At 70.5% G+C, this 12,337-nt stretch carries 14 protein-coding genes; 7 read left to right on the top strand and 7 right to left on the bottom strand.

Translation table 11 applies throughout. The features are described from left to right. Nucleotides 1–145 precede the first annotated feature (145 nt). A complete protein-coding gene (locus tag ACIP93_RS01625; RefSeq protein WP_380836753.1) occupies nt 146–421 on the bottom strand; it encodes a DUF2530 domain-containing protein in 276 nt (91 codons plus the stop codon). 200 nt (nt 422–621) lie between these two features. On the opposite strand from ACIP93_RS01625, the gene ACIP93_RS01620 reads away from it, so the two are divergent. Further along, nucleotides 622–2,100: an NCS2 family permease gene (locus ACIP93_RS01620; protein ID WP_345221678.1), complete on the top strand. Its 1,479-nt coding sequence runs from the start codon at nt 622–624 to the stop codon at nt 2,098–2,100. Between the two features lie 68 nt (nt 2,101–2,168). Here ACIP93_RS01620 and ACIP93_RS01615 read toward each other — a convergent pair whose 3' ends face one another. Next, on the bottom strand, nt 2,169–2,351 hold the full coding sequence (locus ACIP93_RS01615) for a ribbon-helix-helix protein, CopG family (protein ID WP_345221679.1): 183 nt from the start codon (nt 2,349–2,351) through the stop codon (nt 2,169–2,171). Between the two features lie 154 nt (nt 2,352–2,505). Between ACIP93_RS01615 and ACIP93_RS01610 the strand changes: the two genes are divergently transcribed. The 3 genes from ACIP93_RS01610 (at nt 2,506) to ACIP93_RS01600 (ending at nt 5,156) form a co-directional block, all read left to right on the top strand. Continuing rightward, a complete protein-coding gene (locus ACIP93_RS01610) occupies nt 2,506–2,943 on the top strand; it encodes a MarR family transcriptional regulator (protein WP_345221682.1) in 438 nt (145 codons plus the stop codon). A 63-nt stretch (nt 2,944–3,006) separates the two neighbouring features. Further along, entirely contained in the window at nt 3,007–4,344 is a 1,338-nt protein-coding gene (locus ACIP93_RS01605; protein WP_345221684.1) for an MFS transporter, read from the top strand. Between the two features lie 464 nt (nt 4,345–4,808). After that, a complete protein-coding gene (locus ACIP93_RS01600) occupies nt 4,809–5,156 on the top strand; it encodes a TetR/AcrR family transcriptional regulator C-terminal domain-containing protein (RefSeq protein ID WP_401754497.1) in 348 nt (115 codons plus the stop codon). A 190-nt stretch (nt 5,157–5,346) separates the two neighbouring features. Here ACIP93_RS01600 and ACIP93_RS01595 read toward each other — a convergent pair whose 3' ends face one another. After that, on the bottom strand, nt 5,347–6,345 hold the full coding sequence (locus tag ACIP93_RS01595) for an aldo/keto reductase (RefSeq protein ID WP_401754494.1): 999 nt from the start codon (nt 6,343–6,345) through the stop codon (nt 5,347–5,349). A gap of 111 nt (nt 6,346–6,456) precedes the next feature. Next, entirely contained in the window at nt 6,457–6,981 is a 525-nt protein-coding gene (locus ACIP93_RS01590) for a MarR family winged helix-turn-helix transcriptional regulator (RefSeq protein WP_401754491.1), read from the bottom strand. A 24-nt stretch (nt 6,982–7,005) separates the two neighbouring features. Between ACIP93_RS01590 and ACIP93_RS01585 the strand changes: the two genes are divergently transcribed. Then, nucleotides 7,006–7,548 carry a carboxymuconolactone decarboxylase family protein gene (locus tag ACIP93_RS01585; RefSeq protein WP_401754488.1) on the top strand — a complete coding sequence of 181 codons (543 nt, stop codon included), beginning with the start codon at nt 7,006–7,008 and terminating at the stop codon, nt 7,546–7,548. Between the two features lie 81 nt (nt 7,549–7,629). After that, complete coding sequence (locus ACIP93_RS01580; protein ID WP_401754485.1) at nt 7,630–8,790, top strand: alpha/beta hydrolase family protein; 1,161 nt, start codon at nt 7,630–7,632, stop codon at nt 8,788–8,790. A 110-nt stretch (nt 8,791–8,900) separates the two neighbouring features. Here ACIP93_RS01580 and ACIP93_RS01575 read toward each other — a convergent pair whose 3' ends face one another. The 3 genes from ACIP93_RS01575 to ACIP93_RS01565 form a co-directional block, all read right to left on the bottom strand. After that, entirely contained in the window at nt 8,901–9,398 is a 498-nt protein-coding gene (locus ACIP93_RS01575) for a peptidylprolyl isomerase (RefSeq protein ID WP_345221697.1), read from the bottom strand. Between the two features lie 1,317 nt (nt 9,399–10,715). Continuing rightward, complete coding sequence (locus ACIP93_RS01570; RefSeq protein ID WP_401754482.1) at nt 10,716–10,976, bottom strand: DUF397 domain-containing protein; 261 nt, start codon at nt 10,974–10,976, stop codon at nt 10,716–10,718. Beyond that, nucleotides 10,973–11,821, bottom strand: coding sequence for a helix-turn-helix domain-containing protein (locus ACIP93_RS01565; protein WP_401754479.1), 849 nt, complete (start codon nt 11,819–11,821; stop codon nt 10,973–10,975). The genes ACIP93_RS01570 and ACIP93_RS01565 overlap by 4 nt, the downstream gene beginning before the upstream one ends. Before the next feature lie 62 nt (nt 11,822–11,883). On the opposite strand from ACIP93_RS01565, the gene ACIP93_RS01560 reads away from it, so the two are divergent. After that, nucleotides 11,884–12,303 (top strand): hypothetical protein, encoded by a 420-nt coding sequence (locus ACIP93_RS01560; protein WP_401754476.1) that lies wholly within the window; start codon nt 11,884–11,886, stop codon nt 12,301–12,303. Nucleotides 12,304–12,337 lie beyond the last annotated feature (34 nt).

The raw sequence follows: 12,337 nt of genomic DNA, 5'->3' as shown, positions 1-12,337 counted from the left end.
GACGACGCGGGGCGGCCGGGAGTCGTACACCGGCGTTGACTTTCGTCGGTTACGGGGCGGCGGACGGCGTGCCCGGGGCTCCGCGACTCCCTGCGGCCCCCGCGCGCTCGCCGCACGTCCGCGCCCACCGCACGTCCGCGCCCGCCTAGTCCGTCCGCCCGGCCTGCGCCGCCCGCTCCGCCGCGAAGCGCTTGAGCGCCGCGTCGCGGCCCCGGACGTACCAGATGCCGATGAGACCGAGGCCCGCTCCGGCCAGCGGGGTCCAGTACCACCAGGTCAGATCGCGGTCGGCGAACCAGCCGTAGAACGCGGACTGGGCGAGGAAGAGCACGAACCAGATGATCGTGCCGCCGACGATCGTGCCGACGACAGGGCCCTCCAGGGGCTCGGGTGCCTCGTGCTTCGCTGTCCACTTCGCCATGCCGGTCAGTGTAGGCGGCACCCGGGAGGGGGTCGCGGGAAGCCCGCCGGGCCGGTCGGCGCAAGGGTCTACGCGCGGAGATACCGATCTTCGACTTATGCATTCATACTGAAACTTCCCTGGTTTGACTTGTTCCGTTCGTTTAAACCTCCAAGTCAGGCCGAATCTAGCCCCGCTCCTGTCGCCCCGTGAGGTCACGCATGTCCCCCGCCAGCTCCCCGGTGGATGCCGCCGAGCAGCCGCCCGCCCCGAAGCCGTCATCGGCGCAGCCGACGGGGCCGGTCAACGGACTCGACCGGTTCTTCAAGATCACCGAGCGGGGTTCGACCGTCGGCCGCGAACTGCGCGGCGGTCTCGCCACCTTCTTCGCGATGGCGTACATCATCGTGCTGAACCCGATTATTCTCGGCAACGCCAAGGACATGTACGGTCACCAGCTCGACAACGGCCAGTTGGTCACCGCGACCGTCCTGACCGCCGCGCTCTCCACCCTCCTGATGGGCGTCATCGGCAACGTGCCGATCGCGCTCGCCGCCGGTCTCGGCGTGAACACCGTCGTCGCCCTTCAGCTCGCCCCGCAGATGAGCTGGCCCGACGCGATGGGCATGGTCGTCCTCGCCGGCGTGGTCGTCATGCTGATGGTCGCCACCGGGCTGCGGGAGCGCGTGATGAACGCGGTGCCGCTCGGCCTGCGCAAGGGCATCGCGATCGGCATCGGCCTGTTCATCATGCTGATCGGCCTGGTCGACTCGGGCTTCGTGAGCCGCATGCCGGACGCCGCGCACACCACCGTCCCGCTCCAGCTCGGCACGGGCGGCCACCTCAACGGCTGGCCGGTCCTGGTCTTCGTCCTCGGCGTCCTGCTCACCATGGCCCTGCTCACCCGCAGGGTGCCGGGCGCGATCCTGATCTCGATGGTCGTGATGACCGTCGTCGCGATGGTCATCCACGCGGTCGCGGGCCTCGACGCGAAGGCCTGGGGCCTGACCACCCCGCAGTGGCCCGGCAACCCGGTCGCGCTCCCCGACTTCGGCCTGGTCGGCGAGGTGAGCCTCTTCGGCGGCTTCGAGAAGGTCGGCGTCCTCACCGGACTGCTCTTCGTCTTCTCCGTCCTGCTCTCCTGCTTCTTCGACGCCATGGGCACGATCCTCGCCGTCGGCGACGAGGCCAGGCTGACGGACGCCAAGGGCAACCTGCCGGGCGTCAACAAGGTCCTGCTGGTCGACGGCCTCGCGGTCGCGGCGGGCGGCGGCACCTCGTCCTCCGCCACCACCTGCTTCGTGGAGTCCACGGCGGGCGTCGGCGAGGGCGCGCGCACCGGCCTGGCCAACATGGTCACCGGCGGCCTCTTCGCGGTCGGCCTCTTCCTGACCCCGATCGTCACCATGGTCCCGTCCCAGGCGGCCACCCCCGCGCTGCTCGCGGTCGGATTCATGATCCTGGCGGGCTCGGTCAAGGCCATCGACTGGAGCGACCACACGATCGCGATCCCGGCGTTCCTGACGATGCTGATGATGCCGTTCACGTACTCGATCACGAACGGCATCGGCATCGGCTTCGTGACCTTCTGCGTGCTGCGGCTCGCGGCGGGGCGCGGGCGCGAGGTGCCGATCGCGATGTACGCGGTGTCAGCGGTCTTCGCCTTCTACTACCTGATGCCGGCGCTGGGTCTGACGTAGCGCCCCCGCCTCGGGCGAGGCCCGACGCAGCGCGCCCGTCAGGTGAGGCCCGACGCAGCGCGCCCGCCTCAGGTGAGGCCGTAGAACTTCTGCGTCTCGTCGACCGCCGTCCTGAAGCGTTCGTCGAAGTCGTCGCGAATGAGCGTCCGGGTCACGTAGTCCTGGACGCTCATTCCGCGTTTCGCGGCACGGTCCCGGAGGCGGTCGAGGAGATCGCCGTCTATCCGCAGGCTGAGCACTGACGAGTCCATCTGCCCAGAGTCGGCCCGACGGGCCGCCGGACGCGTCGCTTTCCGGCCGCGACTCACTCGTACGGGTGACATGAAGGGTGAGATCGGCCACCGCCGCGTTTACCACTGTGTTTCAGGTGGTCCTTAGCATGGGTAATGAGTTACGCTAACAAACATGCCTGACCTGTCCCACGGCGACAACGCCGCCGCCGTGAACGCCCTCCGCTCCGCAGTCATGCTGCTGGGCAGGCGACTGAAGCACCAGCGTGTAGACGAATCGCTGAGCCCCACCGAGATGTCGGTGCTCGGCACCCTGGCGCGCTGCGGCAGCGCCACCCCGGGGGAGCTGGCCCGCAAGGAGCACGTGCAGCCGCCGTCGATGACCCGCATCGTGGCGCTGCTGGAGGCCAAGGGACTGGTCCGGCTGGAGCCGCACCCCGAGGACCGCCGCCAGAAGGTGGTCAGCCAGACCGAGACCGCCGAGGCGATGCTCGAGGAGAGCCGCCGCAAGCGGAACGTCTGGCTGTCCCACCTCGCCGACGGTCTGGACGAGGACGACTGGGCGAAGCTGCGCGCTGCCGCCCCCGTCCTGGAGAAACTCGCCCACCTGTAGGAACCGTTCAGGGTGGGCCCTGCCGACAACAACCCCGCGCGCCGTCGAGGAGGCGAACCCACTTTGAGTACGGGATCCGGAGCAGACTCCGCCCCCGCACCGACCACCCCCAAGCAGTCCATGTTCAGCTCGCTCAGGAACCGGAACTACCGGCTCTTCGCAAGCGGGCAGGTCATCTCCAACACCGGCACCTGGATGCAGCGCATCGCCCAGGACTGGCTGGTGCTGTCCCTCACCGGGTCCGCCTCCGCGGTGGGCGTCACCATCGCGCTGCAGTTCCTTCCCATGCTGCTCTTCGGCCTGTACGGCGGCGTGCTCGCCGACCGGCTGCCCAAGCGGCCGCTGCTGCTGGCCACGCAGTCCGCGATGGGACTGACCGGGCTGGCGCTGGCCGCGCTCACCCTGTCCGGACACGTCGAGGTCTGGCACGTGTACGCCACCGCCTTCGTCGGCGGACTGGTCACCGTCGTCGACAACCCGGCCCGGCAGACCTTCGTCGCCGAGATGGTCGGACCCGACGAGATCCGCAACGCCGTCAGCCTCAACTCCGCGAACTTCCAGTCGGCGCGGCTGGTGGGGCCCGCGGTGGCCGGTGTGCTGATCACCGCCGTCGGCAGCGGGGCGGCCTTCCTGCTGAACGGCCTCTCCTTCCTGGCGCCCATCGCCGGGCTGCTGATGATGCGTACGTCCGAACTGCACAAGGTCGAACGCGCCCCGCGCGGCAAGGGACAGCTCCGCGAGGGCCTGCGGTACGTCGCGGGGCGGCCGGAGCTGATCTGGCCGATCGTGCTGGTCGGCTTCATCGGGACCTTCGGCTTCAACTTCCCCATCTGGCTCTCGGCCTTCACCGACGACGTCTTCCACGAGGGGGCGGGAACGTACGGCCTGCTCAACACGCTGATGGCGGCGGGCTCGCTGGCCGGCGCGCTGCTGGCCGCCCGCCGCGGCACCTCGCGGCTGCGGCTGCTGGTGGGAGCCGCGCTGCTGTTCGGCGTGCTGGAGGCGGTGACCGCGTTCGCGCCGACCTTCTGGCTGTTCGCGGCGCTGATGGTGCCGATCGGGATGTTCGGGCTCACGGTCAACGTCACCGCGAATTCCAGCGTGCAGATGGCGACCGATCCCGCGATGCGGGGGCGGGTGATGGCCCTGTTCATGATGGTCTTCACGGGCGGCACGCCGCTGGGGGCGCCGCTGCTGGGCTGGATCACCGACACCTACGGGGCCCGGATCGGCTTCGCGGCCGGCGGGGTCATCTCCGCCGTCGCGGCGGCGGGCGTCGGGGCGCTGCTCCTGCGGGTCGGCGGGCTGCGGCCGAAGGTGGATCTGAGGCGGGGGCGGGAGCATTTCCGGCTGGTCCCGAGCGAGAGGTCCCGCCCCCGCCAACCCGCCCCGGCAACCTGACCCCCGGGGGCGCGCCCCCTCGGGCGTCGCCGCCCCCCTCCCCCGCCCCCTCAAGCGTCGCGGCCCCCGTCCCCTCGGGCGGCGGGGCCGCCTTTCCCGCTTCCCCCGCCGCCTTGGGCGACGGGGCCGCCCCAAGGGGGCGAGGGGGGTACCCCCTGCTCGAGCGAAGCCGAGAGCTTGGGGGAGGGCGGGCAAGGGGGCGGCCCCTCCCGCTCCCGGCCCACCCGGGTGCCGCCCCTGCCCGAGCGCGTGTGCCGGGCACGCTTCTGCGCCGAGGCTGTGAGCTCAACCCCGGCACCGGCCCGTGCGGCCCCGCCCGGCTCGGGCAGGGAGGCCCCGGACCCGCCCCTTTCCCTAAAGCGCTCGCCGCGCGGTCAAGTGCACGGTTCCGTGCGGGTGCGTCGTGGCTGGTCGCGCAGTTCCCCGCGCCCCTCTCGGCCCAACGCCACCCCCGCGCGGCCCTGTTGAGCGGTTTCCGGGCGACCCGCCTGCCCAACGAGCAGCGCGCCGTCGACACGGGCATCGGCCTGCTGCGGGCGGCCGGCTTCCCGCCCCGGGACGCGGTCCGCCACTACCACGTGTTCGTGGACACGGTGCTGGGCCACGCGGCCCTGGACGCGGCGGTCCAGGGCCTGCGGCCGGAGCAGCGGGAGGCGGACGAGGGGGCGTGGGCGGCGGTCTGCGCGGGGGTGTCACCGGACACCCACCCGCACCTGCACGAGGCGCGCGAACACCTGCCGCTGATGCGGCACTCCGCCTTCGAACGCGCCCTGGACCTGCTGCTCGGCGCGATCGACTCGGCCCCCCGCTGACGGGGAGACCGGCGGCCGACCCGCTACGGGGCGGGGGAGGCCGGTGACCGGCCGCCCCCGCCCCGCCGGTTACGCTCGATGCGTGAATCCCAAAATCCGCAACCAGATCATGGCCGGCGTCCTGGTCCTCCTGTTCGTCGTCATCGCGGCGGCGTCCGTCCTCGGCAACTAGGACGGGCCCCGCGCGGCGCTACCAGGCGAACGCCTCCGGCGAGGGTCCCGGTCCCGGGAAGATCTCGTCCAGCCCGCCCAGCACCTCCTCCGAGAGCTCCAGCTCGACCGCCCGCAGCGCGGACGCGAGCTGGTCGGCGGTGCGCGGGCCGACGATCGGGCCCGTGACGCCGGGCCGGGTCAGCAGCCACGCCAGGGCCGTCTCGCCGGGTTGCAGCCCGTGCTTGTCGAGCAGGTCCTCGTACCGCTGCACCCTGGCCCGCACTTCCGGCTTGGCCAGCTCGTCCGCCGAGCGCCCGGACGTGCTGCGCGCCCCGCCGCCCTCGCGTTCCTTGCGCAACGCGCCGCCGAGCAGCCCGCCGTGCAGCGGGGACCACGGAATGACCCCGAGCCCGTACTCCCGGGCCGCCGGAATGACCTCCATCTCGGCCCGCCGCTCGGCGAGGTTGTAGAGGCACTGCTCGCTGACCAGCCCGTACGAACCGAGCCGCCGCGCGGTCTCGTTGGCCCGCGCGATGTGCCACCCGGCGAAGTTCGAGGACCCGGCGTACAGGATCTTCCCCTGCTGCACGAGGACGTCGACGGCCTGCCAGATCTCCTCGAAGGGAGTCGACCGGTCGACGTGGTGGAACTGGTACACGTCGATGTGGTCGGTACCCAGCCGCCGCAGACTGGCCTCGACCGACCGCCGGATGTTGACGGCGGACAGCTTGTCGTGGTTGGGCCAGGGGGCCTCGCCGTCGCCCGCCATGTTGGCGTACACCTTGGTCCCGAGGACCACCTTGTCGCGCCGCCCGCCGCCCCGGGCGAACCAGGACCCGATGATCTCCTCGGTGCGGCCCTTGTTGTTCCCCCACCCGTACGCGTTGGCGGTGTCGAAGAAGTTGACGCCCGCGCCGAGGGCGGCATCCATGATCGTGTGGCTGTCGGCCTCGTCGGTCTGCGGCCCGAAGTTCATCGTGCCGAGGACGAGACGGCTGACCTTGAGTCCGGTGCGTCCGAGCTGTGTGTACTTCATGGCACTCAAGCCAACGCCTTCGAGCGCACTCGACGCAAGGGGACTGTCCGTTCCCCGCCCCGGGCCTCCGCCCGTCCGCCTACCCGCCCGACCGCCTACCCGCCAGACCGCCTATCCGCCCAGCCAGCCCGCCGCGTCCAGGCGGTAGCGGTCCGATGCGGGGACGAGGGCCCGCAGGGTCGTCTCCATGTCCTGTACGCGACCGGGGCCGGCCTGCCGGGCCCATTCCGCGCGCAGTGCCGCGAAGACCGCCGCCGACCTGTTCAGCAGGTCGAGGCCGTGCGGGGTGAGGCGGACGACCTTGCGGCGGGCGTCGGCGGGGTCGGCGGCGGTGGTGACGTACCCGAGGGCGGCGAGCCGGTCGGCGGTCTTGCCCGCGGCCTGCTTGGAGACGCCGAGCCGCCGCCCCAGCTCGCTGGCGGTGGCGCCGTCCGGCCCGATGGCCTGGAGGGCGAAACCGTGGGCCGGGCGGGCGTCCGGGTGGCCCTGGGCGGCCAGCTCGCCGTGCAGCCGGTCGATGAGGGCCCGGAACCCGGAGAGCAGGAGGAACGGCAGCTCCCAGGCCGGGCCGTCCTCCACCCCCGCAATTCCCTTGCCGGGATCGACAACCTGGTTTACCTTCTTTTCGTCAACCATGTTGTCCATCTTAGGGGCCGCCCCGTGCGCACCACCGACCTCCGTTTCACCGTCCACAGTTCTGACACCGCCCCCGCCGGTTCCGTCCGGGCTTTGGAGAGCATCGCCAAGAACCTCGGCTCCGTGCCGCCGCTCGCCGCCAAGCAGGCCGAGTCGCCCGAGCTGCTGAACGGCTTCCTGCGTCTGAGCGCGCTCTTCGAGAGCGCGACCCTGGAACCGGTTGCCCGCGAGGTGGTGATCATGACCGTCGCCACGCGCAACGAGTGCGGCTTCTGCGTGCGGATGCACGCGGGCAAGCTGGAGAAGCTGGGGGCGGGGGAGGGGGTGGTGGCCGCGCTGGAGGAGCAGCGGCCCCTGGACGTACCGGAGTGGGAGGCGGTACGGGTCTTCACCCGGGCGGTCATGGACGGCCGGGGCGACGTCGCCTCCGACCAACTCTCGGCCTTCTACGCCCACGGCCACACCCCGCGCAACGCCCTCGAAGTCGTCCTCGGCATCGGCGCGTACACCCTCTCCACCTTCGCCAACCGGCTGGTGGAACACGGCACTTCGGGCCTGCCGGCGTGAGGGACGACCCGCAGGAAAGGGAGGGGCGGGGCATGACTTTCGGCAGAGCCCCGGGGGCACCCCGCTCCGTACGTTGACCCCATGACACGAAACCGGTACCTGGTCGTATCCGCAGCCGCCCTGGTCGCACTCGCCGTCTCCGGCCCCACGGCAGTGCCGGGCACGGCTGCGGCCGCCCCCCGTCCCGCAGTCCCCGCGTCCGGGGTCGAGCAGCTGCGACTCCCCGCCCCGACCGGCGAGTTCGCCGTCGGCCGCGAGGATCTGCACCTCGTGGACACGTCCCGCGCCGACCCCTGGGCGCAGACCCCCGGCCCCCGCGAGCTGATGCTCTCCGTCCACTACCCCGCCCGGAAGGGCACCGGCTCCCCCTCCCCGTATCTGAGGACGGGCGAGGCCCAGCTCCTCGTGGAGGGCATCCGGCGCGCCGACGAGTTCCCCGCGCGGCTCCTTGTCGGCACCCGCACCAACTCCCGTATGAACGCCCGCCCCGTCCCCGGCAGACACCCCCTGGTCCTCCTCTCGCCCGGCTACGGCCTCCACCGCGCCACCGTCACCCTCCTCGCCGAGGAGCTCGCGAGCCGAGGTCACGTGGTCGCGGCCGTGGACCATGCGTACGAGTCCTTCGGGACGGAGTTCCCGGGTGGGCGGACGCTGACGCCGGCCGGGGCCCCGAGCGCGGAGGTGGTGCCGGTACGGGCCGCCGACGCCTCCTTCGTACTGGACCGCCTCCTGGACCGAGGAAGCCGGTTCGCCCGGCACGTCGACCGGCGGCGCATCGGCATGGCGGGCCATTCCGTCGGCGGCAACAGTGCGGCGGCGGCCATGGCCCGCGATCCCCGCATCAAGGCGGGAGCCAACCTCGACGGTGCCTTCTCCGACGCCGCTCCCGGGGCCGGGCTCACCGGTCGCCCCTTCCTCCTCCTCGGCACCGACGCGACGCACCGCCCCGGCGGAAAGGGCCGGTGGGACCAGGCATGGGCGGCGATGGACGGCTGGAAGCGGTGGCTGACGGTCGCCGGTACCGGGCACTTCTCCTTCTGCGACGTACCCGTCCTGGGCGGTCAGACAGGTGTGGTCGACCCGGCGGCGGAGCTGCCGGGGGCCAGGCCGGGGGAGATCACGCGGACGTACGTGGCCGCGTTCTTCGACCGGCACCTGAAGGGCGAGCGGGAGCCGTTGCTGGACGGTCCGTCGGGGGCGAACCCGGAGGTCAGCTTCCACGCACCGTGCGTGAGTGCGTGAGTGCGTGAGTGCGTGAGTGAGTGCGTGCGGTGCCGGGGGCGTGGGTGCGGGTGCGGAAAACGCCCGACGGCCCGGCGTCCTGAGAGGACACCGGGCCGTCGAGTGGCTGCTCAGAGCTGGCCGGAGGCGGAGATGGTGATCTTCGCCTGGGTGCGGCCGGACTGCGAGCCGAGCGACTCGATCTTCTTGACGAGCTTCATGCTCTCCTCGTCCGCGACCTCGCCGAACACGACGTGCTTGCCGTCGAGCCAGCCGGTGACGATCGTGGTGATGAAGAACTGCGAGCCGTTGGTGTTCGGGCCCGCGTTGGCCATCGACAGCAGGCCCGGCTTGGTGTGCTTGAGCTGGAAGTTCTCGTCGGCGAACTTCTCGCCGTAGATGGACTTGCCGCCGGTGCCGTCGCCGCGCGTGAAGTCGCCGCCCTGGAGCATGAACTCCGGGATGACGCGGTGGAAGGAGGAACCGGCGTAGCCGAAGCCCTGCTCGCCCGTGCACAGCGCGCGGAAGTTCTCGGCCGTCTTCGGGGTGACGTCGTCGAAGAGGTTGAAGGTGATGCGGCCCGCGGGCTCGTCGTTGATCGTGATGTCGAAGTACGTCTGGATCGTCATGGGGGCAATCCTGACACCTGGGGGGTGCGGGCTGCCAACCGGGCTATGAAAGCGCAGGTCAGCCCGTAGGTGTGGGTGTCGCGCCGGGCCGTGCCGGGGTGTGCTGGGGCGTGCAGGGTCGTGCCGGGGTGCGCTGGGGCGTGCTGGAGCTGGCGTGCGGGATTCTCGATGCTGTTGGTTTCCGTCGGCCGGACCTTCGTCTCTGGCGCGAGGTCGGCGCGCAGGGGGTGGTGACGGGCCCGGTGGGGGTGATCGTGCCGGGTGAACAGGTGGGGAGGACCTTGTTGGTGCGTGGGCTCTGCGGGGTGGGGTGATCCGTTCCGGGGTGGGGGCGGCCGCCTGCTCGTACCGGTCGTTGTCGACTCGTTGTCGACGACCAGGCGGGCGTCTCGGGCGGTGGTTGATGGGCCCGTATCGGGTGTTGTGGGGGCCGTCCTCTTGTCCGGAGTGTGGCGCTTGCGGGGAGCCCGTCAAGGGCGCTCCTTCGTCGCGTCGGCTTCGCCGATGTCGCGTGCGCTCCACCCTTGACTGTCTCCCCTCCAGCGCTGGTTTCGTGGTGCGGAGGACGGCCCAGAAATGGCCCCGGAGGAGGCCGGGAAGCAGCCGTTCGCCGTTGCCGGGTGCGAGTGGGTGGGTGGGGGCGCCGGGAAACGGTCCCAGCTGTTCGCTGCCCGTCGGCGGGTGGGTGGGGTGTCGGCTATGGGTGACCGGTGCGTGCGTCCGGTGGCGGTCTGTGGGGGTGCGCCGACCTCAATGGGGCTGCCGGTCTGGGTTTCGCGGGTGCGGGCCGTCGTGGGGCCGGTGCACAAGCTGGTGGCTGAGGTAGGTGGGTGGGCGCATTGCGCGGAGGTGTCGAAGCTGGGACATATACGTTGGGCGCACATGTCGTCAGTCCGTGCCGTGATGTGTACGTCGAGTGCATGTGTCGCCGCCCTGCCTGATGGCTCCCGCCCCGCCTGATGGCCTGGAGGCGTGAGGGTGTGCGGCGAAACCAGGACGAACGAACGGGCGGGCTGGTGAGCGGGCAGGGGATGCGGCGGGAAGCGGGGAGAGGGGTCTCAGAAGTGGGACACTTTCGCGTGTGTCTGTCCCACTTCTGGGACGTGCTCTCGCGAACCCGTTCGGCGAAACAGTCTCCGTGCCAGCCCGACGCAAGTGCAGGCGACCTCTGTTCGCCAGCGCCCCTGCTGTCTCACCCAACTGCCTGTCGGTGCCGCTTTCCGACGCCGTCGAGCCTCGGGACGAGCAGGCCGTGCCCGTACAGGTACGTATCAGAGGTCGTGCTCCGGTAGCGGATCGCGACCTTCGACAGGAGTTTTAAGGCGCTCGCCGCGCAGCCTGGGGAAGGGTGAGGAAGGCCGCCCAGGCGGCGGGGGTCGTGGTGAGGGAGGGGCGGGTGATGTCTTTGGAATCGCGGATGTGGATGGAGGTCCCCGCAGCGCTGGCGGCAACCTCCACGCATTCACTGGTGGGGCCGGTGCTGTAGCTGGACTTGGTCCACTCGATGGCGACCTCTACGCACTCGCTGCCTGCGCCACCGCTGTAGCTGCTCTTCCGCCAGGTCAGAATCGTGCTCACAGTTCTTGTGCCACCTTTGCGATCAGCTTCGCGGAATCTTGCTGGGTGAGTGCCTGGGACTGCAGCACGCCGTAGATTCCGTTCAGGTTTCCCACGTCGAGTGGTGCGTTGAGGTACCGGTTGGCCCGCTGCCCCTCGACGTACGCGGCGTGCCGATGATCTCGCGTTTCCAGCAGGGTAATGCACCCCATAAGACCAGGGTGGAACTGGACGTTGTGCGGCATGACTTGGACGCGTACGTGCCGGAGTTCACCAAGTTCGATGAGGTGCTGGAGTGCGGCTTTAAGGGTGGACGTGCTTCCCAGCGGGCGAGTCAGCGTGCTCTCTTCCAGCACGAACGAGAGGTCGGGTGCCGGCTTGCGGTGGAACAGCGCCTTGCGGTCCATTCGAAAGGCCACCTGCTCCTCCACCTCCTCGTCGTCGAGCGTCGGGTAGGACAGAGACTGATGGACGGCCCGCGCGTACGCCTCTGTCTGAAGTAGGCCAGGGATGACGACGTTCTGGTACGAGCGGATAGATGCCGCGTTCCGTTCCTCCGCGAGGTATTCCTCCAAGTCGAGGTCATTGAGCGGCGGTTCATCGACAACAGCATCGCCGAATTCGGCATCTGCGACGTGCCGCAGTGCACCCTGTGCACCCAGCGCGTTGTCGGACCTGAGCACGAACCGGCCCCTGGGGCGGCGCTCTCCTCGCTCAACCATGGCCACTTGAGACTTGGAGAATCCGATTCGTGCGGCCAGCGCATCCTGGGACAAGCCGGCTTTCTCGCGGAGGAACCGCAGTAGCGCGCCGAACGCCTTTGATCCCCGATCACCTGAGTGCACAGTGCCCTCCTCCTTGTGCACGGCTCTGCACAGAATCGGTGTGTCCCTGGTCACGGTAGCGGCGAGGCGGAACCCTTTGCGGCATGGAACGGAAAAGTTCACCGGCACTGATGCCGGACTGGGTGCCCGCCACCGGACACGCCCTGCGCCACGCGGGCATCCACTTCGACGCCATCCGCATCGGTGGCTTCTTCGCGGAGCATGTGGCGTACCTGCTCATGGAGTTCACCGACTTCCGCGCGGGTCCGATCGTGCGCGAGTACACCGGCGAGGAGTACCACTACTTCCTGTTGCCTCCGCAAACGGCGGCCGGGCACGTGTGGCCGGCGGGGGCCCGAGCGCTGTCCCGGCAGGCGGGTGCGCTCGCCTTCGTGGGCGTACCGGCGGTGGCGGGCGAGACGTACCCGCTGGGCTGGCGTTCGCTGCCGACCCGTGAAGTGCCGTTCGTCGAGGCGGAGTTGTTGCAAGAAATGGTCATGCGGGCGGCGAGCGCGCTACGGTGACCGTTTTGTGACGTTCTGTTGCCCCGGGAGGGGG

This window comes from Streptomyces sp. NPDC088745 (assembly GCF_044751045.1).
Classification (GTDB): domain Bacteria; phylum Actinomycetota; class Actinomycetes; order Streptomycetales; family Streptomycetaceae; genus Streptomyces; species Streptomyces cremeus.
The sequence above is the reverse complement of the archived record's forward strand: the minus strand, read 5'-3'. Positions and strand labels throughout refer to the sequence as shown.

Coding starts and splice junctions, on each gene's coding strand:
- ACIP93_RS01560 (WP_401754476.1), top strand. CDS start 11,884: ATGGAACGGAAAAGTTCACCGGCACTGATGCCGGACTGGGTGCCCGCC.
- ACIP93_RS01580 (WP_401754485.1), top strand. CDS start 7,630: ATGACACGAAACCGGTACCTGGTCGTATCCGCAGCCGCCCTGGTCGCA.
- ACIP93_RS01620 (WP_345221678.1), top strand. CDS start 622: ATGTCCCCCGCCAGCTCCCCGGTGGATGCCGCCGAGCAGCCGCCCGCC.
- ACIP93_RS01575 (WP_345221697.1), bottom strand. CDS start 9,398: ATGACGATCCAGACGTACTTCGACATCACGATCAACGACGAGCCCGCG.
- ACIP93_RS01595 (WP_401754494.1), bottom strand. CDS start 6,345: ATGAAGTACACACAGCTCGGACGCACCGGACTCAAGGTCAGCCGTCTC.
- ACIP93_RS01615 (WP_345221679.1), bottom strand. CDS start 2,351: ATGGACTCGTCAGTGCTCAGCCTGCGGATAGACGGCGATCTCCTCGAC.
- ACIP93_RS01625 (WP_380836753.1), bottom strand. CDS start 421: ATGGCGAAGTGGACAGCGAAGCACGAGGCACCCGAGCCCCTGGAGGGC.
- ACIP93_RS01610 (WP_345221682.1), top strand. CDS start 2,506: ATGCCTGACCTGTCCCACGGCGACAACGCCGCCGCCGTGAACGCCCTC.
- ACIP93_RS01590 (WP_401754491.1), bottom strand. CDS start 6,981: ATGGTTGACGAAAAGAAGGTAAACCAGGTTGTCGATCCCGGCAAGGGA.